Annotated in this window: 19 protein-coding genes; 13 read left to right on the top strand and 6 right to left on the bottom strand. The window is 61.2% G+C overall.

Annotation, left to right across the window (positions count from 1 at the left end; translation table 11 throughout):
* The first annotated feature begins 151 nt into the window (after positions 1–151).
* Positions 152–2173 (top strand): type VI secretion system Vgr family protein, encoded by a 2022-nt coding sequence (locus JFU58_RS30545; protein WP_201143024.1) that lies wholly within the window; start codon positions 152–154, stop codon positions 2171–2173.
* On the top strand, positions 2170–2883 hold the full coding sequence (locus tag JFU58_RS30540; RefSeq protein WP_201143023.1) for a DUF4123 domain-containing protein: 714 nt from the start codon (positions 2170–2172) through the stop codon (positions 2881–2883). Before JFU58_RS30545 ends, JFU58_RS30540 begins: the two co-directional genes overlap by 4 nt.
* On the opposite strand, the gene JFU58_RS30535 is transcribed toward JFU58_RS30540, so the two are convergent.
* The gene (locus JFU58_RS30535) at positions 2869–4146 is read right to left on the bottom strand and encodes an O-acetylhomoserine aminocarboxypropyltransferase/cysteine synthase family protein (RefSeq protein WP_201143022.1); all 1278 of its coding nucleotides are present in this window, start codon (positions 4144–4146) and stop codon (positions 2869–2871) included. The genes JFU58_RS30540 and JFU58_RS30535 overlap by 15 nt on opposite strands.
* A 174-nt stretch (positions 4147–4320) precedes the next feature.
* Here JFU58_RS30535 and JFU58_RS30530 point away from each other — a divergent pair, with 174 nt between their 5' ends.
* A complete protein-coding gene (locus JFU58_RS30530; RefSeq protein ID WP_093202466.1) occupies positions 4321–5157 on the top strand; it encodes a 23S rRNA (adenine(2030)-N(6))-methyltransferase RlmJ in 837 nt (278 codons plus the stop codon).
* A gap of 123 nt (positions 5158–5280) precedes the next feature.
* Here the strand turns inward: JFU58_RS30530 and msrA are convergent, their stop codons facing one another.
* From msrA to aceE, 4 genes are all read right to left on the bottom strand, one after another.
* Positions 5281–5928 (bottom strand): peptide-methionine (S)-S-oxide reductase MsrA, encoded by a 648-nt coding sequence (gene msrA, locus JFU58_RS30525; RefSeq protein WP_063033432.1) that lies wholly within the window; start codon positions 5926–5928, stop codon positions 5281–5283.
* Positions 5929–6002: 74 nt separating this feature from the next.
* Positions 6003–8693, bottom strand: a complete 2691-nt coding sequence (locus JFU58_RS30520) for a putative bifunctional diguanylate cyclase/phosphodiesterase (protein ID WP_201143021.1) — start codon at positions 8691–8693, stop codon at positions 6003–6005.
* A gap of 315 nt (positions 8694–9008) precedes the next feature.
* Complete coding sequence (gene aceF, locus JFU58_RS30515; protein ID WP_063033430.1) at positions 9009–10658, bottom strand: dihydrolipoyllysine-residue acetyltransferase; 1650 nt, start codon at positions 10656–10658, stop codon at positions 9009–9011.
* 11 nt (positions 10659–10669) lie between these two features.
* Positions 10670–13315 (bottom strand): pyruvate dehydrogenase (acetyl-transferring), homodimeric type, encoded by a 2646-nt coding sequence (gene aceE / locus JFU58_RS30510; RefSeq protein ID WP_063033429.1) that lies wholly within the window; start codon positions 13313–13315, stop codon positions 10670–10672.
* A gap of 383 nt (positions 13316–13698) precedes the next feature.
* Between aceE and glnE the strand changes: the two genes are divergently transcribed.
* The 8 genes from glnE to JFU58_RS30470 are packed head-to-tail and all read left to right on the top strand — an operon-like array spanning position 13699 to position 23638.
* On the top strand, positions 13699–16638 hold the full coding sequence (gene glnE, locus JFU58_RS30505; RefSeq protein ID WP_201143020.1) for a bifunctional [glutamate--ammonia ligase]-adenylyl-L-tyrosine phosphorylase/[glutamate--ammonia-ligase] adenylyltransferase: 2940 nt from the start codon (positions 13699–13701) through the stop codon (positions 16636–16638).
* A gap of 53 nt (positions 16639–16691) precedes the next feature.
* The gene (gene waaF / locus JFU58_RS30500; RefSeq protein ID WP_093202457.1) at positions 16692–17726 is read left to right on the top strand and encodes a lipopolysaccharide heptosyltransferase II; all 1035 of its coding nucleotides are present in this window, start codon (positions 16692–16694) and stop codon (positions 17724–17726) included.
* Between the two features lies 1 nt (position 17727).
* The gene (gene waaC, locus JFU58_RS30495) at positions 17728–18786 is read left to right on the top strand and encodes a lipopolysaccharide heptosyltransferase I (RefSeq protein ID WP_201143019.1); all 1059 of its coding nucleotides are present in this window, start codon (positions 17728–17730) and stop codon (positions 18784–18786) included.
* A complete protein-coding gene (locus JFU58_RS30490; protein WP_201143018.1) occupies positions 18786–19910 on the top strand; it encodes a glycosyltransferase family 4 protein in 1125 nt (374 codons plus the stop codon). Before waaC ends, JFU58_RS30490 begins: the two co-directional genes overlap by 1 nt.
* Entirely contained in the window at positions 19907–20713 is an 807-nt protein-coding gene (rfaP, locus tag JFU58_RS30485) for a lipopolysaccharide core heptose(I) kinase RfaP (protein ID WP_063033425.1), read from the top strand. Before JFU58_RS30490 ends, rfaP begins: the two co-directional genes overlap by 4 nt.
* The gene (locus JFU58_RS30480) at positions 20713–21447 is read left to right on the top strand and encodes a lipopolysaccharide kinase InaA family protein (RefSeq protein WP_017478300.1); all 735 of its coding nucleotides are present in this window, start codon (positions 20713–20715) and stop codon (positions 21445–21447) included. The genes rfaP and JFU58_RS30480 overlap by 1 nt, the downstream gene beginning before the upstream one ends.
* A complete protein-coding gene (locus tag JFU58_RS30475; protein ID WP_063033424.1) occupies positions 21444–22196 on the top strand; it encodes a lipopolysaccharide kinase InaA family protein in 753 nt (250 codons plus the stop codon). The genes JFU58_RS30480 and JFU58_RS30475 overlap by 4 nt, the downstream gene beginning before the upstream one ends.
* The gene (locus tag JFU58_RS30470) at positions 22196–23638 is read left to right on the top strand and encodes a lipopolysaccharide kinase InaA family protein (RefSeq protein WP_201143017.1); all 1443 of its coding nucleotides are present in this window, start codon (positions 22196–22198) and stop codon (positions 23636–23638) included. Before JFU58_RS30475 ends, JFU58_RS30470 begins: the two co-directional genes overlap by 1 nt.
* Before the next feature lie 67 nt (positions 23639–23705).
* Here the strand turns inward: JFU58_RS30470 and JFU58_RS30465 are convergent, their stop codons facing one another.
* Complete coding sequence (locus tag JFU58_RS30465) at positions 23706–25814, bottom strand: TonB-dependent receptor family protein (RefSeq protein ID WP_201143016.1); 2109 nt, start codon at positions 25812–25814, stop codon at positions 23706–23708.
* A 157-nt stretch (positions 25815–25971) separates the two neighbouring features.
* Between JFU58_RS30465 and JFU58_RS30460 the strand changes: the two genes are divergently transcribed.
* Complete coding sequence (locus tag JFU58_RS30460; protein ID WP_201143015.1) at positions 25972–26304, top strand: YceK/YidQ family lipoprotein; 333 nt, start codon at positions 25972–25974, stop codon at positions 26302–26304.
* A gap of 53 nt (positions 26305–26357) precedes the next feature.
* On the top strand, positions 26358–26711 hold the full coding sequence (locus JFU58_RS30455; protein ID WP_063033421.1) for a YceK/YidQ family lipoprotein: 354 nt from the start codon (positions 26358–26360) through the stop codon (positions 26709–26711).
* Positions 26712–26788: the final 77 nt, after the last annotated feature.

The raw sequence follows: 26788 nt of genomic DNA, 5'->3' as shown, positions 1-26788 counted from the left end.
GACGGGCCGTTTTTTATGGGCGGGATTCAAGGGGAACGGATAGGACCAGGGTGCTCACGGCGTAGGGATTTACTGATTTGCCTGCAGCACACTCAGCTCGGCAAACGGCTGGTGCAGAATCGGCCACCCACTACTCGCAGAGAAACACCGGATGTTCGCTCCTGCCAATCAAAGTGCTTTTACCCTGACCCTCGACGGCGTGCCCAGTGATCTCAAGGTTTTTGAGTTCAAGGGCAACGAAGCCATCAGCGAGCCTTATCGCTTTGACCTTGAACTGGTCAGCGACCGGCCGGACCTTGACCTTGAAAGCCTGCTGCACCGCCAGGCCTTCTTGAGCTTTGATGCCCAGGGGCATGGCATTCACGGCCAAATCTACCGCGTTGCCCAGGGCGATTCCGGCAGGCGCCTGACCCGCTACCAGATCAGCCTGGTACCACGCCTGGCGTACCTGCAACACAGCAGCCACCAGCGTATTTTCCAGCACCAGAGCGTGCCGCAGATCATCAAGCAGGTGCTGGAGGGGCAGGGCATCCACGGTGATGCTTTCGAATTCAGATTGGGTGGTGTGTATCCCGAGCGTGAGTACTGCGTGCAGTTTGGTGAGAGCGATTTGGGGTTTATCCAGCGGCTGTGTGCCGAGTTGGGGATTCACTACCATTTCCATCACAACCCCGACGGGCACCTGTTGGTGTTTGGTGATGACCAGGCGGTATTCGCTCAGGACGAGCACCCAACCGACTATGCGCCCGGCACCGGGATGGTCGCCGATACGCCCGTAATCAAGCGCTTTTCGGTCCGCCTGGAGGCCCGGACGACGGGTGTCAACTTGCGGGATTACGACTTCCGCAAGCCGCGACTGCAGCTGGAAAGTGAAGTACTCGGCGAGCAGCTTCCGTCCCTGGAAGACCAGGAATACCCCGGACACTTTACTGATAGGGCTCACGGCAAGCACTTGGCACAACGTGCTCTTGAGCGACGGCGCGGCGACTATCGCCAGGCCCACGGCAGTGGTGATCAACCGTCGTTGGTCAGTGGTCAGTTTTTCAGGCTGGCAGCGCACCCGCGCGAGGAGTGGAATGATCTGTGGCTGGTGACTCGGGTCGTTCACTTCGGTAGTCAGCCTCAAGTACTTGAGGAGTCTGTGGGTAATGGGGCGCTCCAGGGATACAGCAACACCTTCGTCGCCACGCCATGGGACACGGCGTTTCGGCCCACGCTGCCGCCGCTACGTACTCGCATTTCCGGTTACCAGAACGCGGTGGTTACCGGCCCCGTCGACAGTGAAATCCATTGTGATGAATACGGCCGGGTCAAGGTGCAACTGGCCTGGGATCGCGTCGGAGAAAACAATGAGCATTCCAGCTGCTGGTTGCGAGTGGCCAGTGGCTGGGCCCATGAGCATTACGGCGCGGTGTTGATCCCGCGGGTAGGCATGGAGGTGCTGGTGGGCTTTGTCGATGGCGACGCCGACACGCCGCTGGTGGTCGGCTGCCTGGCCAATGCGGCGACGCCAGTGCCGTTGGACCTGCCGGCGGACAAGACCCGCAGCATCTTCCGCAGCCAGACCAGCCCCGGCGGCGGAGGCTACAACGAGCTGCGCATCGAGGACCGCAAGGGTGCCGAGGAAATCTACCTGCGTGCCCAGCGCAACTGGACCCAGCATGTGCTGCACGACCAGCACGTGCAGGTCGACAACCAGCGCAACGTAATCGTCAAAGGCCTGGATCGTCACGAGCTTCAGGGCGAAGAACTGCGCACCACCCACGGCAACCGACTGACCGAACTCAAGCAGGACGATCACCTCATGATCGCCGGCTCCCAGCAGGTGCGTGCCGGGTTCACCGTTCACATCGGCGCCGGGCAACGCATTGTTATCGATGCAGGCGCCAGCGTGACCCTTCAGGCTGGCGGGCACTGGATTAATGTTTCAGCGGACGGGATTTTCAGCAGCACAGAGGTCCAGCTTGGCGGTTCACCGGCATCGGCCGGAGCGCTGCTGACGCCGGGGCTGCAGGAAAAGGTGCTGGCTGTCATAGCGGCACCGCTGAGTGCTGTGCAGGTGTCCAGCCTGAAACGCAGTGCGCCCTTTTGCGAAGAGTGTGAGCGCTGCAGGAATGGGGTGTGTGATACGCCTCTACATCGCAGCGCATCACTCGCCGGAGGTGCGCCATGATTGCCCCCGGGCAGTGGCTTGAGGCTGCACCCTTGCAGGAGGGCGAGCAGTTGTTTGCAGTGTTGGGCAATGCCAGCGACTGCAAGCCGCTTGAAGCCTGGCGTCGTACCAGTGGTGGCTCGCTCAGTCCAATCTGGGCGGGAAGCGAATATGCGGCATGGGATGAAGTCATGCCCTACGTTGCGGTGGTTGCCGTTGAAAGTGCTTTTCTGAAATGGGCCGGCGAATGCGAAGGTACTGACTGGGGATGGTTGGCTGTATCGTCCTGTCCTGTGCAAACCGTCGTCGAGCATCTGCGCAGCCTGACCAAGGTAATGTTGCCGGAAGGGCAGGCGTTGTTCTTTCGCTTCTGGGACGGCGCCTATGTACTGCCTGTTTTGCAGGCACTGGGGCCGCAGGCAAAGGCGTTGCTCCCGGTGTTCAGTCGCTACTGGATGAATGGTCACCAGCTTGAGGTAGCAGTCACAACGGTGGGAGCGGCAAAGCCAAGCCCGTGGTGGCAAGTGCCGCCGCAGGTTCTCCAGCACTTGAGTGAGCAATCGAGCGTCACGCTGATGGACAATCTGCTGCAATGGCTGGAAGAACAACGCCCGGACCTGCACGGTGCCTTTGCGCCGGCGACCTTGAAGCACAAGGTCGCTCACTTCGTGCACCGGCCGGATGTCAGTCATCAGGCGCTGGCTGCCTGGCTCGGCTCAGAGTTGGGTTGAAGCCAAAGACTGTTGCAAGTCTTCGATGAGATCCTCAATCGCCTCGATTCCGACAGACAGGCGAATCATCTCCGGCTTCACGCCGGCTTTCGCCTGCTCTTGTTCATTCATCTGACGGTGGGTGGTGGACGCCGGATGGCAGGCCAGGGACTTGGCATCGCCGATGTTCACCAGGCGCTTGAAGATTTGCAGTGAGTCATAGAAGCGTACGCCAGCCTCATAACCGCCCTTCAGGCCGAAAGACAGAATCGCCGACGGCTTGCCCTGCATGTATTTCTGCGCCAGATGGTGGTGTGGGTGATCCGACAGGCCGGCGTAGCTGACCCACTCCACCAACTCGTGGTCTTGCAGGAAGTGGGCAATCTTCAAGGCGTTTTCGGTGTGGCGCTCCATGCGCAGGGCCAGGGTTTCCAGGCCTTGCAGCAGCAGGAATGCATTCATCGGAGCCAAGGCTGCGCCGGTGTTGCGCAGGGGGACGGTGCGGGCGCGGGCGATGAACGCCGCTGGGCCGAATTTTTCGGTGTAGACCACGCCGTGATACGCCGGCTCGGGCTGGTTGAGGCCGGGGAATTTCTCCGGGTATTGAGTCCAGGGAAAGGTGCCGCTGTCGACGATCACGCCACCCAGCGAGTTGCCGTGACCGCCCACGTACTTGGTCACCGAATGCACGACGATGTCCGCGCCGAACTGGATCGGCTTGCACAGGATCGGCGTGGCCACGGTGTTGTCCACCATCAGCGGCACACCTCGGGCGTGGGCGACGTCGGCGAGGGCTTCGATGTCGATGATATTGCCTGCCGGGTTGCCGATGCTTTCGCAGTACACCAGCTTGGTGTTGTCATCGATCAGCTCGGCGACGGCTGCGGCAGAGTCGTCACGGGCGAAGCGCACGTCGACGCCGAAACTCGGCAGCAAATGGGCGAACAGGGTGTAGGTGCCACCGTACAGCTGCGGGGTGGTGACGATGTTGTCACCGGCACGGGTCAAGGTCTGGATTGCATAGTGAATCGCCGCGCTGCCGGCCGACACCGCCAGGGCCGCGATGCCGCCTTCGAGTGCTGCGATGCGTTGCTCCAGCACGTCGTTGGTGGGGTTCATGATGCGCGTGTAGATATTGCCGGGCACGTCGAGGTTGAACAGGTCGGCGCCGTGCTGGGCGTTATCGAATTCGAAAGCGACGTTCTGGTAGATCGGCACGGCGACGGCCTTGGTGGTCGGGTCCGACTTGAAGCCGTGGTGCAGGGCGATGGTGGCGTCTTTCATGAGTTGTTATGACCTCCATGGATAATTGCTCGCCACAATAAATCCGCTTTCGTACCGGCAATTAGACTATTTTCGGCGGCGCCCCTGTGTTTGCGGCATAAGCACCACCTGACGCGCAGCCCTGCACCTTTGCCTGCGTAAAAGGTAAACTTCGCCCCCTGCGCAGGAGCAACCATGAATTATCGTCACGCCTTTCACGCCGGCAACCACGCCGATGTCTTCAAACACCTGACCCTGACCCGCCTCATCGCCCTGATGTCGCGCAAGGAACAGCCGTTTGCCTATCTCGACACCCACGCCGGTATTGGTCTGTACGACCTGCAGGGCGACCAGGCGAACCGTACCGGTGAATACCTGGAAGGCATCGCCCGCCTGTGGGGCCAGACCGACCTGCCGCCGCTGACCGCCGACTACATGCGTGTGCTGCACGAGATGAACCCGGATGGCGAGTTGCGCTACTACCCGGGCTCACCGGAGCTGGCGCGACGTCTGACTCGCCCTCAGGATCGCGTGTTGCTCAATGAGAAGCACCCGGAAGACGGCCTGCTGCTCAAGGACAACATGAAGGGCGACCGTCGGGTGAAAGTGCACCTTGGCGAAGGCTGGCACGTGCCACGGGCATTGCTGCCGGTGCCGGAAAAGCGTGCACTGATGCTGATTGATCCGCCGTTTGAAAAGCTCGACGAGATGCAGCGCTGCGCCGCGTCCCTCAAGGAAGCCGTGAGCCGGATGCGCCAGACAGTGGCTGCGATCTGGTACCCGGTGAAGGACCAGCGCATGTTGCGTCGTTTCTACCAGGACCTGGCCGGTACCGGTGCACCGAAGTTGCTGCGGGTGGAATTGTTGGTGCATCCGCTGGACACGCCGAACACCCTGACCGGTTCGGGTCTGGCGATTGCCAATCCGCCGTGGGGCTTGGAGGAAGAGTTGCGTGAGCTGCTGCCGTGGTTGTCCAAGCAGCTTGGGCAAACCCAGGGTGGGTGGCAGATGGATTGGCTTATCGCCGAGTAACTGATCGTTCCCACGCTCTGCGTGGGAATGCATCCTGTGACGCTCTGCGTCACGAATTTCAGAGCAGACGCGGAGCGTCCAGAGCGGCATTCCCACGCAGAGCGTGGGAACGATCTTGTGCAATCAGATCGGGCAGGTCACGCCAGTGCCGCCAATCCCGCAATAGCCCTGCGGATTCTTCGCCAGGTACTGCTGGTGATACGCCTCGGCGAAATACACCGTCGGCGCTTCTTCGATTTCAGTGGTGATGGTGCCCAGGCCGGCCTTGGTCAGTTCATTCTGATAAGCCTGCGCGCTGGCCTTCGCCGCCTCCAGGTGCTCCGGCTTGACCGCATAGATCACCGACCGGTACTGGCTGCCGATGTCATTGCCCTGGCGCATGCCCTGGGTTGGGTTGTGCAGTTCCCAGAACATCTTCAGCAGTTCTTCGTAGCTGATCTTGTCCTGGTCAAACACCACCAGCACCACTTCGCTGTGGCCGGTCAGGCCCGAGCAGACTTCTTCATAGGTCGGGTTCGGCGTGTAGCCACCGGCATAACCCACTACGGTACTGACGATGCCTTCGCGCTGCCAGAAGCGGCGCTCTGCGCCCCAGAAGCAACCCAGGCCGAAGATCGCAAACTCTACGTTGTCGACAAACGGGCCGAGCAGCGGGTTGCCGTTGACGAAGTGAGTCTCGGGCAGGGACATCGGGGTTTCACGGCCAGGCAAAGCTTGTTCTTGAGTAGGAAGCACGTTTTTGTTCACCAGAATTTCCGAGCGCAAGACCATGATCAGTCCTCTCAGTCAGATTGAGTTACAGGTAAGAATTCAGACTGCCAGTTTGCCCGAGTGTTACCGCGCTGTCAGGCGATTGGCCCGCGAGGATAGCGTTTAAGCTTCTCGATCAACTCGGAACCCGGGATTGGCCGGTCGAACAGGTAGCCCTGGCCGACGTCGCAACGGTGACGGCGCAGGAACGCCAGCTGTTCGGCGGTCTCGATGCCTTCGGCCACCACCTTGAGCTTGAGGTTGTGAGCCATGGCGATCACCGCCGAGGTGATTTCCATGTCGTCCTGGTTGTCCGGGATTTCATGAATAAAGCTGCGATCGATCTTGATGATGTCGATCGGGAATTTTTTCAGGTAGCTAAGTGACGAGTAACCCGTGCCGAAGTCATCCATGGCCAGGGTCAGGCCAAAACTCTTCAGTTGGTCGAGTTGCAGGCGGGTGTCTTCGGTGGCTTCCAGCAGCAGGCCTTCGGTCAGCTCCAGTTCCAGCAGGTTGGCGGGCAGCTGTTCTTCCTTGAGGATCGTGGCAATCGAGGCCACCAGGTCCGGGTCGGAAAACTGCTTGGGCGACAGGTTGATTGCCACTTGCAGTTTGCCCAGGCCCGCAGCGGTCAGCTGTCGGCTCATGCGGCAGGCCTGACGGGCGATCCATTTGCCGATAGGGATGATCAGCCCGGTCTCCTCAGCCACGCTGATGAATTGGTCGGGGCGGATCATGCCCTTTTCCGGATGGTTCCAGCGCAACAACGCTTCCATCCCCAGCAGGCGACCGCTGCGCAGGCACAGCTTGGGTTGGTAGAACACGTCGAGTTCGTTCTGGGTCAGGGCGCGGCGCAGGTTGTTTTCCACGAACAGCTTGTAGCTGGCCTCGGCGTTCAGCGCCTCGGTAAATACCTGTACCTGGTGTTTGCCGTTGGCCTTGGCCTTGTGCAGCGCCAGGCCTGCGTTGCGCATCAGGGTTTGCGGGTCGCGGCCATGCAGCGGCGCGCAGGCGAGGCCCACGGAGCCGGTGACGCTGATCAACTGGTTGTCGACGAACATCGGCTTGTCGAGGGTGGCCAGCAACTGGCTGGCGACCTGCTGGCCGGTTTCAAGGTCGGTATCGTCCAGCAGTACGGCAAACTCGTTACTGGCAAACCGCGCCAGGCTACCGCTGGCCGTCAGGCTGTTGCGCAGGCGCCGGGCCAGGCTGATCAGCAGTTTGTCGCCGGTCTGGTGGCCGAGGCTGTCGTTGATCCGCTTGAAGTTGTCGATGTCCACCAGCAACAGGCTGATAGGGCTGTCGCTGTCCCGGGCAAAGCGTTCGTCCAGGTTACGGATGAACGCCGGACGGTTGCCCAGGTTGGTAAGGTTGTCGGTATAGGCCAAGCGCTCGATGCGCTGCTGGGCCAGCTTGGTCTGGGTGATGTCTTCGTAGATGCCGATGTAGTGCGTCAGCTCACGGTTGTCGCCATAGACCTTGGAGATCGACAGCTGGCCCCAGTAGGGTTCGAGGTTCTTGCGTCGGCTCTTGAACTCGCCTTGCCAGCTGTTGCTCTTGGCCAGGCTCGACGGCGCGTCGAACAGCAGCTCGCTGAGGTTCTCCAGCGCCGGCAGTTCCGACAGCTGGTGGCCGTGGACTTCTTCGGTGCTGTACTGGGTGATCGCGGTAAAACTGGGGTTGACGTATTCCACCACGCCGTCGCAATTGACCAGCAGGAACGCGTTGGCGCTTTGCTCCACGGCCCGCTGGAACAAGTGCAGCGCGCTGGTGGCGGTACGGCGGTTGTGGTTGTTGATCACCTGGGCGAACTGGTCGGCCAGCTCGCCGGCAAAGGCGATCTCGTCGGACTGCCAGACGCGGGTGCTGCCACTTTGCTCCAGGCACAACACCCCGACCACATTGCCATCGACCCGGATGCTGGCGTCGAGCATGGCGTGGATGTCACGCGGGCGCAGGCTCTCGACCATTTCCCGGGTGCGTGGGTCGCGAAGGGCGTTGTTGGCATCGATGGCGCGGCTGGTTTGCAGGGCTTCCAGGTAGTCCGGGAAGCCACTGGCATCGATAGGCTCGGGCAGGTGGTGCTGCTGATCGGCGCGGTGATAGGCGGAAATCGGCACCAGGTGCTGGTTCTCGAGGTTCCAGATGCTGGCGCAGTCGATTTGGTAGATATCGCAGGCACTGCGGGTGATCAGTTCGGCGGCTTCTTGCAGCGAGTTGTTGGTGCTGTAGCGCTGGCGGGCCAGCAGCAGGATCAGTTCCTGCTGGGCGCGCACTCGCTCAAGGTGTTGCAGCTGTTCCTGCTGGGCGCGCTGGTTGAGTTCCAGGGCGATCTGCAATCGGCTGTTCTGGCTTTCGAGATCCTCGGCAGGGGCCAGTGAAATATCACTGAACAGGCCATCAACCACCATCAGGTAGCCACGCAGCAGGTGACGGTTGTGTTGTTTGTAGGCCTCACCCAGCTCCAGCAGGCTCAACGGACCGTCATGGGTGTGCAGGGTGTAGCGCACCAGATAATGGGGGCTGATGGTCAGCTGTTCCTGGATCGCGTCATGCAGCTGATAACGCGCCTGGGGTTCCATCAGGCTGGCGTAGGGCGAGCCGACCAGGGCGCACAGTTCGACGGCGGGCAGGCCGAATTGGCGTTCGCAATTGGGGTCGAGGTACAGCAGGGCCCAGCTTGCCTCATTAAGCCGCTCGAAACGCAGCATACCGAGGCGCGAGGGCACCGGTAATTGCGTCACTACCTCGGCCGCCGTACGGGCGACATCGGGTTGGCTTTTCATGGGGAAACTCGCTTGGAAAAATGCGCTTCGCGCCGGGCTCACGCCCTCTTTACTGTTGCCTGCGGCAAGGTTGCATCATGCGGCACGGGCTGACAAGAGAGGATGAAGGCTAAGTGCTATAAGTGGGTTATCGGCCAGCGAACGGTTTTCTACAACCGGGGTGATGGGCGGTGTACAACCTCGATTTCCGTGTCCAGGTTTTGCCTGGAAAGCAGGCAAAAAAAGCCCCGCCAATTGGCGGGGTTGAGGTACGAGCGTGGCGCTCGGAAATCGGTGAAGCCAGGTCTCCTGCATGGGCAGAAGACCTGTTGTGGCTTAAAGCAGGATGGTGCGGATGTCGTTCAGCAACTGGCTCAGGCGCTGGGTGAAGCGTGCGGCAGCCGCGCCGTTGATCACACGGTGATCGTAGGACAGCGACAGTGGCAGCATCAGCTTCGGCTGGAACGCTTTACCGTCCCATACAGGCTGGATAGTGGCCTTGGAAACACCCAGGATCGCCACTTCCGGCGCGTTGACGATTGGCGTGAAGCCAGTACCGCCAATGTGGCCGAGGCTGGAGATGGTGAAGCACGCGCCCTGCATATCGTCCGGGGTGAGCTTCTTGTCGCGCGCCTTGGCAGCCAGTGCAGCGGCCTCAGCGGCAAGCTGCAGCAGGCTCTTCTGGTCGACGTTCTTGATGACCGGTACCAGCAGGCCATCCGGAGTGTCGACTGCAAAGCCGATGTGCACGTACTTCTTGCGAATGATCGCCTTGCCGCTAGGTGCCAGCGAACTGTTGAAGTCCGGCAGTTCCTTGAGCAGGTGTGCGCAAGCCTTGAGCAGCAGGGGCAGCACGGTCAGCTTCACGCCGGCCTTCTCGGCCACGGCTTTCTGCGCAACGCGGAAAGCTTCCAGGTCGGTGATGTCGGCCTGGTCGAACTGGGTCACGTGCGGGATGTTCAGCCAGCTGGCGTGCAGGCCTGCCGCGCCGATTTGCATCAGGCGGGTCATCGGCACTTCTTCGATTTCACCAAAGCGGCTGAAGTCGACGGTGCGGATCGGCGGAATGCCCGAACCACCGGTAGCGCCACCGGCTGCCGGAGCTTCCTTGGCCTTCTGCATCATGGATTTGACGTAAACCTGCACGTCTTCCTTCAGCACGCGACCGTGTGGGCCAGTGGCCGACACAGCGCTCAGCTCGACGCCGAATTCACGGGCCAGTTGGCGCACGGCAGGGCCGGCATGAACCTTGGCACCGCTTGGCGCAGGTGCAGCCGCCGGAGCCGGTGCGGCCTCGGCTTTTGCAGCAGGCGCAGGGGCGGCAGCAGGTGCAGCTTCAGCCTTGGCGGCCGGAGCAGCGGCGGCTGGAGCGGCAGCAGCAGGAGCCGAAGCGCCCGCGACTTTCAGTTTGAGGATGAAGTCACCAGTGCCGACTTCGTCTTCCAGCTTCACGGCAATGCTTTCCACCACGCCGGCAGCCGGCGAAGGGATTTCCATGGAGGCTTTGTCGGACTCCAGGGTGATCAGCGACTGGTCGGCTTCGACGGTGTCGCCGACTTTAACCAGCAACTCGATGATCTTGGCCTTGCCCGACGAACCGATGTCCGGAACATGAATGTCCTGGACAGTAGCGGCGGCAGGCGCTGCCGGTGCAGCAGCCGGGGCCGCAGGGGCCTCGGCAGCAGCGGCAGGTTTTTCAGCGGCAGCAGGGGCCGCAGCAGGAGCGGCCGCCGCAGGGGCCGCATCAGCGGCACCTTCGATTTCCAGCTCAAGCAGTTCGTCGCCTTCTTTCAGGCGATCGCCCAGCTTCACTTTCAGGCTCTTGACCACGCCGGCCTTGGGAGCAGGAATTTCCATGCTCGCCTTGTCCGACTCCAGGGTCAGGATGCTCTGGTCGGCTTCGACGGTGTCGCCGACCTTCACAAACAGTTCAATTACTTCACCTTCACCGCTGCCGATGTCAGGTACGCGAATGAGTTCGCTCACAGAAAGTCTCCTCAGCAGTCCAGTGGGTTGCGTTTTTCCGGGTTGATCCCGAACTTGACGATAGCGTCAGCTACCACCTTAGGTTCGATTTCACCACGGTCAGCCAAGGCTTCCAGGGCTGCCAACACCACGAAGTGACGGTCGACTTCGAAGAAGTGACGCAGCTTCTTGCGGCTGTCACTACGGCCGAAACCGTCGGTGCCCAGGACTTTGAATTCCTTGGACGGTACCCACTGACGAATTTGTTCAGCAAACAGCTTCATGTAGTCGGTAGAGGCGATAACCGGACCCTTACGGCCAGCCAGGCACTCTTCAACGTAGGTGCGCGCAGGCTTCTGGCCCGGGTGCAGGCGGTTGCTGCGCTCTACGGCCAGGCCGTCGCGACGCAGTTCGTTGAAGCTGGTAACGCTCCATACGTCAGCGCCGACGTTGAACTCTTCACGCAGGATTTTTGCCGCTTCACGCACTTCGCGCAGGATGGTGCCGGAGCCCATCAGTTGCACGTGGTGAGCAGCTTCCTTGGTGTCTTCTTCGAGCAGGTACATGCCCTTGATGATGCCTTCCTCGACACCGGCCGGCATGGCTGGTTGCTGGTAGGACTCGTTCATCACGGTGATGTAGTAGAAAACGTCCTGCTGTTCTTCGGTCATCTTCTTCATGCCGTCCTGGATGATCACCGCCAGCTCATAGCCGTAGGTTGGATCAAAGGTGCGGCAGTTCGGGATGGTGCCCGCCAGGATGTGGCTGTGGCCGTCTTCGTGTTGCAGGCCTTCGCCGTTCAGCGTGGTCCGGCCGGCAGTACCGCCGATCAGGAAGCCACGGGTACGGCTGTCGCCTGCTGCCCAAGCCAGGTCGCCAATACGCTGGAAACCGAACATCGAGTAGAAGATGTAGAACGGCAGCATCGGCTGGTTGTGGCTGGAGTACGACGTACCGGCAGCGATGAAGGAGCTCATGGCGCCCGCTTCGTTGATGCCTTCTTCGAGGATCTGGCCCTTCTTGTCTTCCTTGTAGAACATCACCTGGTCTTTATCGACTGGCTCGTAGAGCTGGCCGACGGAGGAGTAGATGCCCAACTGACGGAACATGCCTTCCATACCGAAGGTACGGGCTTCGTCCGGGATGATCGGCACGATACGCGAGCCGATTTCCTTGTCCTTGACCAGCTGCGCGAGGATCCGCACGAAGGCCATGGTGGTGGAGATTTCACGGTCGCCCGAACCGTCCAGGATAGCCTTGAGGGTATCCAGTGGCGGAGTCGGGATGTTGAAGCTCTTGGCGCGGCGCTGTGGCACGAAACCGCCCAGTGCAGTGCGACGCTCGCTGAGGTAGCGGGCTTCGGCGCTGTTTGGTTCTGGCTTGAAGAACGGCAGGTTCTCCAGCTCTTCGTCCTTGACCGGGATGTCGAAGCGGTCGCGGAACAACTTCAGGCTGTCGACATCGACTTTCTTGGTGTTGTGCGCAGTGTTCTTCGCTTCGCCGGCACCGGTGCCATAACCTTTGATGGTCTTGGCCAGAATGACGGTTGGTTGCTCTTTGTGGTTGACCGCTTCGTGGTACGCCGCGTAGACCTTGTACGGGTCGTGGCCGCCACGGTTGAGTTTCCAGATCTCGTCGTCGGACAGATCAGCAACCATCGCCTTGAGCTCTGGCGAGTTGAAGAAGTGTTCACGTACGAACGCGCCGTCTTTGGCTTTGTAGTTCTGGTACTCGCCGTCGATGACTTCGTCCATGCGACGTTGCAGGATACCGTCGACGTCTTTGGCCAGCAGTGGGTCCCAGAAACGGCCCCAGATGACTTTGGTCACGTTCCATTGAGCACCGCGGAACACGCCTTCGAGTTCCTGGATGATCTTGCCGTTGCCGCGAACCGGGCCGTCGAGGCGCTGCAGGTTGCAGTTGATGACGAAGATCAGGTTGTCCAGCTTCTCGCGGCCAGCCAGGGAGATGGCGCCCAGGGATTCCGGCTCGTCACACTCGCCGTCGCCCAGGAAGCACCAGACTTTCTGCTTGCCTTCAGGGATGAAGCCACGGGCTTCCAGGTACTTCATGAAGCGTGCCTGGTAGATCGCCTGGATCGGGCCCAAGCCCATGGATACCGTCGGGAACTGCCAGAAATCAGGCATCAGCCAAGGGTGCGGATAGGACGAGAGGCCCTGGCCGTCGACTTCCTGGCGGAAGTTGTTCATTTGTTCTTCGGTGATGCGGCCTTCCATGAACGCACGGGCGTAGACGCCTGGCGAGGTGTGACCCTGGAAGTAGATCAGGTCGCCGCCGTGTTCTTCGGTCGGGGCCTGGAAGAAGTAGTTGAAGCCAATGTCATACAGGGTTGCGCTGGAAGCGAAGCTGGAGATGTGACCGCCCAGGTCAGAATCTTTCAAGTTCGTGCGCATTACCATCGCCATGGCGTTCCAGCGTACCAACGAGCGAATGCGGCGTTCCATGAACAGGTCGCCAGGCATGCGTGCTTCGTGGGTTACCGGGATGGTGTTGCGGTACGGCGTGGTGATGGCGTAGGGCAGTTGCGAGCCGCTGCGGGTCGCGAGTTCGCCCATACGGGTCATCAGGTAGTGAGCACGGTCTTCGCCTTCTTTGTCGAGAACCGATTCCAGGGCGTCCAGCCATTCCTGGGTTTCGACGGGATCGAGGTCTTGCATGGCTTGCTCCAGGGCGGAAAGGCTACCAGAATCGGTTGCCTGAAGTTTGCGACTGGCCTTGTGGGCAGACGACATAAATTCTTGGATGGCCGAAGGTTGCTTCGGCGTCCTGTAGTTTTACTACAAATCGTCGGCCATTTCAGCCTTTCGAATGTATATACGAGTAGTAAAACTACACAAGACTGAGCGGATTGCTCGGTCTAGCTGGCGAGCATAATCGTTATTGTTGATCTTTTGCGAACAGGAAAGGGTAGAGAATTGATGTTGACTGCCAAAAAAGAAAAATTTTCAGCTATTTCTAACCTTTGTTCGACAGTCCTTCACCGAGCGTGGTTCTTGCGTTCACAGCTACAAGCCCTTTACGCGCCGATCAAGGATAGACCATGAGCCTTCCAATGCAGGCCGAACTACCGGCCATCCTGCTTCCATTTGCCAAGCGGGCCGAGCAGTCATTTCGTGACGCCGTGGCCGGATTGGACGGCGATAATGGCCTTTCTGAGTGGACGCCGCAACGTTGGGCTGACTTCGCCCGTGTGTGCGCCGCCAGTGATTTCGTCATTGAACAGAGTGTTCGTGACCCTTTGATGTTGCTGGAACTGGTGGCCTGGGGCGAGCTGGACCGCGGCTTTGCCCCCGGCGAGCTGTGCGGGCAGATTGCGGTTGCCGTGCAGCAAGCCCAGACAGAAGACGAGCTGGGCCGCGTTCTGCGACGCCAGCGCACGCGCCAGCAAGTGCGGATCATCTGGCGCGACCTGACCCGACAGGCGGACCTGGTGCAAACCTGCCGTGATCTATCGGACATGGCCGACGCCAGCATCGACCAGGCGTATCAGTGGTTGTACCAGCGCCACTGCGCCTTGTTCGGCACCCCCACTGGTCGTCGCAGCGGTGAACCGCAGCATATGGTCATCCTCGGCATGGGCAAGCTCGGTGCCGTGGAGTTGAACCTGTCGTCCGATATCGACCTGATCTTTGCCTACCCCGAAGGCGGCGACACGGTCGGCGTGAAGCGCTCTCTGGATAACCAGGAATTCTTCATCCGTCTTGGTCAAAAACTGATCAAGGCCCTGGACCCGATGACCGTCGACGGCTTTGTGTTCCGCGTCGACATGCGCCTGCGGCCCTACGGTTCAGCCGGGGCGCTAGTGCTCAGCTTCAACGCGCTGGAGCAGTACTACCAGGATCAGGGCCGCGACTGGGAACGCTACGCCATGATCAAGGCGCGGGTGGTGGCGGGTGACCAGGTGGCTGGCGCGCAACTGCTCGACATGCTGCGACCGTTTGTCTACCGGCGTTACCTGGACTTCTCCGCCATCGAAGCGCTGCGCACCATGAAGCAGTTGATCCAGCAGGAAGTGCGGCGCAAGGGCATGGCCGAGAACATCAAGCTGGGCTCGGGCGGCATTCGTGAAGTCGAATTTATCGCCCAGGCGTTCCAACTGATCCACGGCGGCCGCGACCTGAGCCTGCAACAACGCCCGCTGTTAAAAGTGCTGGGCACCCTGGAAGGCCAGGGCTACCTGCCACCGGCGGTGATTGCTGAGCTGCGCGATGGCTATGAATTCCTGCGCTACACCGAGCACGCGATCCAGGCGATTGCCGATCGCCAGACGCAGATGCTCCCGGACGGCACCGAAGACCAGGCGCGGATTGCCTTCATGATGGGGTTCCCGGACTGGGCTGAGTTCCATGAGCGCCTGATGTACTGGCGTGGCCGGGTGGACTGGCATTTCCGCCAGGTGATTGCCGACCCGGATGAAGAAGAGGGCGAAGAGAGCGAGCTGGTGGTGGGCGGTGAGTGGTTGCCGTTGTGGGAGGAGTCCCAGGACGAAGAAGCGGCTTGCCGACAGTTGCAGGAGGGTGGTTTTGCCGACGCGCCCAAGGCCTTGAAAGCCTTGGCCGGCCTGCGCAGCAGTCCACAACTGCGTGCCATGCAGCGATTGGGTCGCGAGCGCCTGGATGCGTTTATCCCACGTCTGCTGGCCCAGGCTGTCGAGCACGCCAACCCGGATCTGGTGCTGGAGCGCGTCCTGCCCTTGGTCGAAGCCGTCGCCCGGCGTTCCGCTTATCTGGTGCTGCTGACGGAAAACCCCGACGCCCTGCGTCGCCTCCTGACCCTGTGCGCCGCCAGCCCGTGGATTGCCGAACAGATCACCCGCTTCCCGCTGCTGCTGGACGAATTGCTCAACGAAGGACGCCTGTTCAAGCCGCCGCTGGCGCCGGAACTGGCCGCCGAATTGCGCGAGCGCCTGACACGTATCCCCGAAGATGACCTTGAGCAGCAGATGGAAGCCCTGCGTCACTTCAAACTGGCCCACCGCCTGCGGGTGGCCGCTTCGGAAATCGCCGGCAGCCTGCCGCTGATGAAAGTCAGCGACTACCTGACCTGGCTCGCCGAAGCCATCCTCGAGCAAGTGCTGGCCCTGGCCTGGCGCCAGACCGTCGCCCGTCACGGCTCGCCGCAACGGGTGGACGGCACCTTGTGCGATCCTGGCTTCATCATTGTCGGTTATGGGAAAGTCGGCGGCATCGAATTGGGGCATGGTTCGGACCTGGACCTGGTATTTATCCATGACGGTGACCCGCAAGCCGAAACCGACGGCGCCAAGCCGATCGACGGCGCGCAGTTCTTTACCCGACTGGGCCAGCGGATCATTCACTTGCTGACCACCCAGACCAACTCCGGGCAATTGTATGAGGTGGACATGCGCCTGCGGCCTTCGGGCGCATCCGGTTTGCTGGTGAGTTCCCTGGGCGCATTTGCGCGTTATCAGGAAAACGAAGCCTGGACCTGGGAGCACCAGGCACTGGTACGTGCGCGGGTGCTGGTAGGCAGTCAGGATGTGGGGCGTGCTTTCGAGCAGGTGCGGGCGCAAGTGCTGGGCCGTGCACAGGACCTGGACAAGCTGCGCCAGGAGGTCAGCGAGATGCGCGCCAAGATGCGCGACAACCTGGGTACCAAGTCCACGGCGGCGGGAACGGCGGCGAATGCCTTCGAACCCACGGTGGCGTTCGACCTCAAGCAGGACGCCGGAGGTATCGTCGATATTGAATTTATGGTGCAATACGCGGCTTTGGCGTGGTCTGCGCAACATCCATCGTTGCTGCGCTACACCGACAATATCCGCATTCTGGAAGGGCTGGAGCAGGTCGGGCTGATGCCCGCTGCCGATGCCCATTTGCTGCGCGAGGTGTATAAAGCCTACCGTTCCGCCGCTCACCGCCAGGCCTTGCAGAACGAGGCCGGGACCGTTGCCGGGGATCAGTTCGCTGACGAACGGCGCCAGGTGCAGCGAATCTGGCATGAACTGGGGTTAAGCTGAAACTATATAAGGCGGGGAGGCATGAGCCTCCCCGTATCGTTTGTGGAAACTACATGAATATTCTGATCGTTGGGCCCAGTTGGGTCGGTGACATGGTGATGGCACAGACACTGTTCCAGTGCCTGAAACAACGCCATCCCGACTGCCAAATCGACGTGCTCGCCCCCGAGTGGAGCCGGCCGATTCTTGAGCGTATGCCCGAGGTGCGTCAGGCTTTGAGCTTCCCGCTCGGCCATGGCGCGCTGGAACTGGCGACCCGTCGACGTATCGGCAAGTCCCTGGCTGGCCAGTACGATCAGGCGATACTGTTGCCCAACTCGATGAAATCGGCGCTGGTGCCGTTCTTCGCCGGTATTCCCAAGCGCACCGGCTGGCGTGGCGAGTTTCGCTATGGCCTGCTCAATGATGTGCGCAAGCTCGACAAGGCCCGCTACCCGCTGATGATCGAGCGCTTCATGGCCCTGGCCTACGCGCCGGGTGCCGAGCTGCTTGCACCGTATCCGCGCCCGAGCCTGCAAATCGACCCGGTTACCCGCGACGCAGCCCTGGCCAAGTTCGGCCTGGAGCTGGACCGTCCGGTGCTGGCGCTGTGCCCTGGCGCCGAGTTTGGCGAGTCCAAGCGCTGGCCGTCGGAGCATTACGCCAAGGTCGCGGAGATGAAGATTCGCGAGGGCTGGCAAGTCTGGTTGTTTGGCTCGAAAAACGATCATTCGGTGGGCGAGGACATTCGCCAGCGTCTGATCCCGGGCCTGCGGGAAGAAGCCGTCAACCTCAGCGGCGACACGTCCCTGGCCGAGGCCATCGACTTGCTGTCCTGCGCCGATTCGGTGGTGTCCAACGACTCTGGCCTGATGCACGTGGCCGCGGCGCTGAACCGCCCGCTGGTAGCGGTGTACGGCTCTACATCTCCCGGGTTTACCCCACCGTTGGCCGACAAGGTCGAAGTGGTGCGCCTGGGCCTGGATTGCAGCCCGTGTTTTGATCGCACCTGCCGCTTCGGCCACTACAACTGCCTGCGCCAGTTGCTGCCGCAACCTGTCAGCGACGCGTTGCAGCGGTTGCAGGGCACTGTGGTCGAGGTCCGTTAAGTTGCGGGTTCTGGTAATCAAGACCTCATCCCTGGGCGACGTGATTCATGCCTTGCCGGCGTTGACCGACGCGGCGCGGGCGATCCCGGGCATCCGGTTTGACTGGGTGGTGGAAGAAGGCTTCGCCGAGATTCCCACCTGGCACCCGGCGGTGGACAAGGTGATCCCGGTGGCGATCCGCCGCTGGCGCAAGAACCTCTGGCAGACCTTCAAGAGTGGCGAGTGGCGGTGCTTCAAAAAGAGCGTGCAGTCGACCAAATACGACTTGGTGATCGATGCTCAGGGCCTGTTGAAAAGCGCCTGGCTGACCCGCTACGTACGTGCTCCCGTTGCCGGCTTCGACAAGCAGTCGGCTCGCGAACCGTTGGCGGCGCACTTCTATTCCCGGCGTTTGGCCGTGGCCCGTGGGCAGCATGCGGTGGAGCGTTTGCGCCAGCTGTTTGCCGTCGCACTGGGCTACGACCTTCCCAAGGGCTTGGGCGACTACGGCCTCAGCGTCGACAAGCTGCTGGGCCTGCCGCCGAAAAAACCGTTTGTACTGCTGCTGCACGGCACCACCTGGGACACCAAGCACTGGCCGGAAGCCTACTGGCGCGACCTGGCCGAACGCATGGACCGCTTCGGCGTGGACGTGAAGTTGCCGTGGGGCAATGCCGCCGAAAAGGCTCGGGCTGAACGCTTGGCCAGCGGCCTGAAGAACGCTGAAGTGCTGCCCAAGCTGAACCTGGCGGGCGTGGCGCGAGTGCTGGCGAGTGCCAAGGCGTGTGTCGCAGTCGACACCGGTCTTGGTCACTTGGCGGCCGCGCTGGATGTGCCGACGATTTCCCTGTTCGGCCCCACCAATCCAGGCCTGACCGGCGCCTACGGTAAGGCGCAGGTCCACCTGGCCAGCGATTTTCCGTGTGCGCCGTGCCTGCAAAAGAAATGCACTTATCAACCGACTGCCGAAGACCAGCGCCGGTTTGATCTCAAGCGCGAGTGGCCCCTGTGCTTCACTCGCCTGAACCCTGAGCGTGTCGCAACGCGATTAAGCACGTTGTTATTGGCTGAGGAACACTGATGCAACTGGCTTTTGTCCTCTACAAGTATTTCCCCTTTGGTGGCCTGCAGCGCGACTTCATGCGCATTGCCCTGGAGTGCCAGAAGCGCGGCCACAAGATCCGCGTCTACACGCTGATCTGGGAAGGTGACGTGCCGCCGGGCTTCGAAGTGCTGGTGGCGCCGGTCAAGGCGTTGGTCAACCATCGGCGCAATGAAAAGCTCTACGCCTGGATCCAGGCCGACCTGGCCAAGCGCCCGGTGGACCGCGTGGTGGGCTTCAACAAGATGCCGGGGTTGGACCTGTACTTCGCCGCCGACGGTGTGTTCGAAGACAAGGCGCAGACCCTGCGCAACCCGATGTACCGCTGGTTTGGCCGATACAAGCACTTTGCCGAATACGAGCGTGCGGTGTTCGACAAGGACGCCAAGACGCAGATCATGGTGCTGTCCGAGCACCAGCAGCAGCTGTTCACCCAGTATTACGGCACCCAGGCCGAGCGTTTTCACTTGTTGCCGCCGGGTATCGCCCGCGACCGCCGCGCGCCGCCCAACGCTGCCGAGATCCGCGCTGAGTTTCGTCGCGAATTCGGCCTGGCCGAAGATGATTTGCTGCTGGTGCAGATCGGCTCGGGCTTCAAGACCAAGGGCGTCGATCGCAGCCTCAAAGCCGTGGCCGCGCTGCCGTCGAACCTGAAGAAACGCACCCGGCTATTTGTAATCGGCCAGGACGACCCCAAAGTATTCCAATTGCAGAGTGCTGCGCTGGGCCTGGGCGATCAGGTGCAGTTCTTCAAGGGGCGCAGCGATATCCCGCGCTTTCTGCTGGGCGCGGACCTGTTGATCCACCCCGCGTACAACGAGGCGGCCGGCATGGTGCTGATCGAAGCGGTGGTCGCCGGCCTCCCGGTACTGGTGAGCAAGGTCTGCGGTTACGCGTTTTACATCGACAAGGCCCAGAATGGCCGGGTATTGGACGAGCCGTTCGAGCAGGCCCAACTCAACCAGTACCTGGTCGACATGCTCGACGATCCACAAGCGCGCGCGGCCTGGAGCCGCAATGGTCTGGCCTTCGCTGAGACGGCCGACCTCTATAGCATGCCGCAGTACGCTGCGGACCTGATTCTGGCGGAGCCAAACCGATGAAGTTGATTCTTGCCGAACCGTTCAAGACCCTGTGGGCCGGACGCGATGCGTTCGCCGAAGTCGAGAAGCTGGACGGTCAGGTGTACCGTGAACTGGACGCCCGCCGTACCTTGCGTACGGAAGTGGACGGCCACGGCTTTTTCGTGAAAATCCACCGGGGGATCGGCTGGGCCGAAATCCTCAAGAACCTGATCACCGCCAAGTTACCGGTATTGGGCGCGGGCCAGGAATGGCTGGCGATCCAGCGTTTGCAGGAAGTGGGCGTACCGACCATGACCGCCGTCGCTTACGGCGAAAAGGGCAGCAACCCGGCGGACCAGCACTCATTCATCGTCACCGAAGAACTGGCGCCGACCGTCAGCCTCGAAGACCTGAGCATGGACTGGGTCAAGCAGCCGCCGGCGCCTGTGATCAAGCATGCGCTGATCGCCGAAGTGGCGCGCATGACCGGCATGATGCACCGCGCCGGGGTCAACCACCGTGACTGCTACATCTGCCATTTCCTGCTGCACACCGACAAGCCGCTGGTAGCCGATGACTTCAAGCTGTCGGTGATCGACCTGCACCGTGCCCAGGTACGTTCGAAGATTCCGTTGCGCTGGCGCAACAAGGACCTGGCCGCGCTGTACTTCTCGGCCCTGGACATCGGCCTGACCCGCCGCGACAAACTGCGCTTCCTCAAGGGTTACTTCCAGCAGCCACTGCGCCAGATTCTCGCTGAAGAAGCCGCCTTGCTGGGATGGCTGGAACGCAAGGCGGCCAAGCTCTACGACCGCAAGCAACGCTACGGGGATGCGCTCTGATGGCGGGTTGGAACCTGGAACCCGCTTACGCCGCCCTGGCGGATGACTTTGGTAGCCTGGAAGCAGTGTTCGCCCTGCAAGGCGAGCGGCTGACCCGCGATCCACTATCCGAAGTGATTCGCGTGGAGCGCGGTGGGGTCAACTATTACGTCAAGCGCTACGTCGGCGCGGGCAAGGGGTTGCGCCGCTACCTGGGCAAGCCAAGGGTCAAGTCTGAATGGCAGAACCTCAAGCGCTTCGCCAAGTGGGGTATTCCCACCGCCGACGTGATCGCCTGGGGCCTGGAACGCAAAGGCCTGGCTTATCACCGTGGGGCGATGATCACGCGCGAGCTGCCCAAGACCGAAGACTTGTCGGCATTGGCCGAGCGCAATGACCCGCAACTGTCCGACCCGGTGTGGGTCAGCAAGGTCAGTCGGCAGCTCGCTGAATACACGCGGACCATGCACGACCACCGGTTTACCCATAACGATTTGAAGTGGCGCAACTTGTTGGTGGACGACCAGCAAACCCTGTACCTGATCGATTGCCCCAACGGCGATTTCTGGCGCGGGTTCTGGCTCAAGTACCGCATCACCAAGGACCTGGCCTGCCTGGACAAGGTCGCCAAGTATCACTTGTCGGCTACCCAGCGCCTGCGCTTCTACATGCAATACCGTCAGCGCAAACACCTGAGTGCGGCGGACAAACAGCGAATTCGCCACGTGGTGAAGTTTTTCGAGGGGCGAGAATGAGTGATTTCCTGGCGGCCGAAGATCGAGCATTGCTTGAGCGCAACGGCCTCGGCACTTTCGACGCGCTGTGGGCCAAGCAACTGGATGCCGTGGACGAGCCCAATACCAGCCGCGGCGGCTGGAGCAGCGTGTTTCGCCTCGAACTCGAAGGCCAGGGCTACTACCTCAAGCGCCAGAGCAACTACCTGACGCGCACCTTGCACCGCCCGTTTGGCGAGCCGAGTTTTGCCCGCGAGTTTCGTAACATCAGCCGCTATCGGCAGTTGGGTATTCCGGCGTTGCAGGCGGCGTTTTTCGGTGAGCGCAAAGTGGCCGGAGAGCATCGGGCGATGTTGCTGACCCGGGCGCTGGATGGTTGGAATGATCTGGATTCATTGCTGGAGCAATGGTCTGAGTTGAGCGACGTGCAGCAGCGGGCAATCCTGCTGGCCTGCGGTCAGCTTGCTCGTCAGTTGCACAGCGTGGGCCAGGTGCATGGCTGTTTTTATCCCAAGCATATTTTCCTGCAGGCCACCGGCGACGGGTATGCGGCACAATTGATCGACCTGGAGAAAACCCGCCCGCTGCTGTTTGGCTGGCGTGATCGGGTCAAGGACCTGGAACCGCTGTTGCGCCGTGCGCCGCAATGGTCGGACGATCAGGTGCGCCAGCTGTTGGCGGCGTATCTGGATCAGCCTGAGAGCAGCGCGTTGGTCGCCACTTGGCATCAGCGCCTGGCAGCCCGTCGTACTCACAAGGAGAAGCGCTGATGCGTTTGTCCGAACTGAAAAATGCCGGCCGTACACCCAGCCTGCCCTTGAACATCGAGCTGGCGGACGCTGCCGGGCCTGGGCAGTTGCAATTGCTCAGTTTGCTGCGGGTATTGCCGGGCCAGCGCTATGTCGGCGCAGCCGTGTGGCGCGGGCGCCCGGTGCTGGCCAAGCTGCTGGTGGGCAGCAAGGCGGCGCGGCATTTTCAGCGTGAACTCAGGGGCGTGCGGTTGTTGGCCGAGCAAGGCCTGACCACGCCGCTGTTGCTGGCCGATGGTCTGCAAGAAGGTGAGGGTGGTTGGCTGCTGTTCGAGTTTCTGGAAGGCGCCGACAGCCTGGCCGATGCCTGGCATGCCGTCGAAGCCTTGCCGCCTCTGGCTGACGAGCAGCAAGCGGTGCTCGCCGAAGCGCTGGGTGCGATTGCGCAGATGCACGCCAAAGGCTTGTGGCAGGAAGACCTGCACCTGGACAACCTGCTGCGCCAGGACGGCAAGCTGTATCTGATCGATGGTGCCGGGATCTGTGTCGAAGAGGCGGGCAAGCCGCTGTCGCGCAACCGGGTGCTGGAAAACCTCGGGGTGTTTTTCGCACAGTTGCCGAAAAACCTCGAGCCATTTACCGAAGAGCTGCTGGTGCATTATCTGCTGAGCAATGGCGAGCATGCCTTGCCGCTGGAAGCGCTGCAAAAGCAGGTACGTAAAGTCAGTGCCTGGCGCTTGAAGGATTTCCTGAGCAAGGTTGGCCGTGAGTGCACGTTGTTCAGTGTGGTGCGCGGGCCATTCGCGTTGCGCGCGACCCGTCGTGAGGAAGAAGCGTCGATGCTGCCGGTGCTGGAGCAGGCCGACGCGCTGCTGGATCAGGGCCACCTGTATAAGACCGGTGGTGCAGCCAGTGTCGCCAAGGTCGAGGTGGGCGGTCGGCCCCTCGTGATCAAACGCTACAACATCAAGGGTTTTGCCCATTGGCTCAAGCGTTTCTGGCGGCCGAGCCGGGCCTGGCATTCGTGGCGCGAAGGCAATCGCCTGGCGTTCCTCGGTATCGCCACGCCCAAGCCGCTGGCGTTGCTGGAAAAGCGTTTCCTGTGGCTGCGCAGCCGGGCGTACCTGGTGACCGAGTACCTGCCGGGGCCGGACATCATCGAGCGGTTTGCACCGTACGTTGAAAGTGGCGAGGCGCCCGAGGCCGAATTGCAGGCCCTGGATTACTTGTTTGCAGAGTTGATCCGCGAGCGCATCAGCCATGGGGATTTCAAGGGGCATAACCTGTTCTGGCACACGGATCGCTGGGCGCTTATCGACCTTGATTCGATGTGTCAGCACACGTCCTTGAGCAGCTTCGCTCCGGCATATGCCAGGGATCGGGCAAGGTTTATGCGTAACTGGCCTGAGAGCAGTGCGTTGTATCGGGTGATTGACCAGCGGTTGCCAAAGGCAGTGGGGTAGGGGGTTTGGGGCCGCTGCGCGGCCCAACGGGAGCAAGCTCCCTCGCCACAAGTTCGATGGTCAGTTTCTAAAATGTGTACTCGGCGCCTGCGCCGGCGTACCACGAGCGTCCCGGCGCTGCTTCGTAATAGCGGCCATTGCCGTCTCCGACAATCACCGACCCCACATATTGGCGATCCAGCAAGTTATCCAGGCGCAAGGTCTGGTGAAAGGTCCAGTGCTCCACCTTCTGCTCAAACCGCGCCCGCCAGTTGAATACGCTGTAGCCCGGTGCCGCGTGTTGCTGGTTGGTGTCTTCGACGTAGACCTTGCTGCGGTACATGCCTTCCAGGGCGGTGCTGACCCAGTCCCTGGGCTTCCAGTTGAGTTCGGCGAATAGTGTGGTTTGCGGTACGCCGGGGAGGTAGTTGCCTTTGTCCACCGGTTTGCCGCCGCCGATGAAGTCGCTGTCGTAGGTGGCTTGCAGGCGGGTGTAGGCGATGTTGGTGCTCCACTGTTCGCTGAGCTGGCTTTCGATGCCCAGCTCGAAGCCGCGACGCAGGGTGCGACCGGCGTTCTGGTAGCTGGTGCGGCCGCCGATCGATTGATCCACCACCAACTCGTCCTCGGTGGTGATCTGGAAGACAGCGGCGTTGATCCGGGTGTCGCTCAGCTGTGCCTTCAAGCCCACTTCATATTGTGTGCTTTCGGACGGCTTCAGGCCGAAGTTAAACCCTTCGATATTGCCTGGCGCATAGGCCAGTTCCGCCTGAGTCGGCGTCTCGAAACCCTTGCCGGCACTGATGTAGCCGTGCAGGTCGGGCGTGAAGGCGTACATCACGCTGACGGACGGCGTGTTCTTCTGGTAGGTCTTGTTGCCGCTGGAGTCGCCGTTACTCAGGAACTGGTCGTCGACGTCCAGTTCCATGGTGCTGTGGCGGACTCCGGCTTGCAGGGTCCAGCGGTCGATGGCCCAGTTGGCCTGGACGTAGGGGTCGAGGCTGCGGGCGGTGTCGATTTCATCCCGGCGTAGCTGGCCTTTTACGCCAAGGGTGTTGCCGCTGTAGTTCTGGTAGCCGTGGCGGCTGTCTTCGCTCTGGTCGAAATCCAGGCCGGTGATGATCATCAGCTCGCCAGGCACGCTGTCGATTGGCTGCATCCAGCGCACGGAGCCGCCGTAGAACTTGCGGTCGAACTGCACCACGCCGCCGCCGCGTTCGTTGGCTGGATTAAGGCCCCCCTTGTCAGTGAATTTTGGAATCGACAAATACTGAATCACGCTCCGCCGCCCGGTGTAGGCATTCACCTGCAGCGTTGCCTCACCAAAGTACCGCTCGTAGTTCATCCCCACTTGCTGGTGGTCGATGCTTTTGCGGGTGTTGTATAGCTCCGCTGCAGTGCTGACCGAGCGCGGGTCAGCCTTGTACGCCTCCCACGCCTGGCCCAGCGGATCCTGCGTGCCGTTCTGCTCCAGGCTGCTGTAGATCAGCGCCAGCTTGCTGTCTTCATCGGGCTCGAAATTCAGCTTGGCAAAGGTCTGGTCGCGGCGGGCGCTGCTGTGGTCGCGATAGCCATCGGTGTCCATGCGCGAGGCATCCAGCACGAAGCCTGCGCCGTCTGCCGCGCCTTCGGCGGTCAGATGGTTCTTGCTCAGGCCGTCACTGCCCACCAGCGTCTCGGCGCCGATGCGCGGTGGGCCTTCGCCGTTGCGGGAAAACATCTGGATTACGCCGCCCGCATTGCTGCCATAGAGCGTAGCGGCCGGGCCGCGCAGGACTTCGATGCGCTCGGCGGTGTCGAGGTTGAACGTGGCGGCCTGGCCCTGGCCGTCCGGGGTGCTGGCAGGGATGCCGTCGGCGATCAGCTTGATACCGCGCACCCCAAACGCCGAGCGGGCACCGAAGCCACGGGAGGAAATCTGCAAGTCCTGGGCGTAGTTCTGGCGGTTTTGAACCACCAGGCCAGGCACGCGGGACAAGGCTTCGGAGGCATTGATGCCCAGTTGGCCGTCGCTGATTTGCTCACGGCTGATGCTGTCCACGGAATAAGGCAGGTCAAACGAGGGGCTGGCGCTGCGCGAGCCGGTGACCACGCTGGGGTCGAGAATCAACGGAGCCTCGTCGGCCTGGGCGCCGTTACACAGCCCCAGAAGGCCGGGAAGCAACAGGGCGAAGCGTTTGGGGGCAACAACTTTCATGAGTAAACCAGCATCCATGACGCACAAAAGTGCGCGAGTTTAACGATTCAGCCAGCTTTTACCATTTCGGAATCCTCCTACATGGCGCGGCGGTGCACAGGGTCTGGGGCACGAACAGGGCCGATGTTAGCGTTGCTGACCATTCAGAGGGCTGGCCATGACACTAAAAATGACTGCTGCGCTAAGCATTGGAATCCTTGTGTTGAGCGGCTGTGGAACGGCCAATACGGTATTGCGCGAGGATGCGGCAGCGGCACGTGAACTCAGAAAGCAAAAAACCTATTGTCAGTCGATTCCTCGTGTCTACAGTGGCGTCGCCTTCGATTTCTGCCTGCTGCATGCCGTGCCGGACCCTACTGGAATACTGGTGCCGTTCGTTCTATTGGATATAACGGTCTCGGGCATTGTTGATACAGTAGCCCTGCCCTACACGGTTTATCGCCAAGGTACCGATGGCAACATCAGTATTTATTGGCGCCCGGGTTCATAAACGGATCCAGTAGGGTTATATGGGCCAGGGATGAACGCCCACACTTATGCCAAATGGAGTTGTCCGTGAGTCTTGCAACCAAATGTCTTCTCGCCGCTGTACTGGTATCCACCACCGGTTGCGGCACCATCAACACGGTGTTTCGCCCGGACGCCGTTGCCAGCCAGAACCTCAAGGAATCGCGCAGTTATTGTGAAAACGTGCCGCGTATCTACAGTGGGGTGATCTACGGTTTTTGCACACTGAACGGCGCCCCCGACACCACCAAAGAGCACACCCGCGATGCCTCCGGCTCCCTGCCGATCTTCGCCGCCGAGCTCGTGGGCTCCGGCTTGCTCGACACCCTCGTGCTGCCCTACACGGTTTACCGCCAGAACAGGGACGGCAGCATCGAGATATTCCGCTAGGTCTGCAGTGACAACCGGTCGCCACAATCCCTAGATCATCCCGCGCCGTGTTTACGCTATAATCCCGCCCTTTAGCT

The organism is Pseudomonas sp. TH34 (genome assembly GCF_016650865.1).
Taxonomy (GTDB): Bacteria; Pseudomonadota; Gammaproteobacteria; order Pseudomonadales; family Pseudomonadaceae; genus Aquipseudomonas; species Aquipseudomonas yamanorum.
This window is presented reverse-complemented; position numbering and strand designations above follow the sequence as displayed.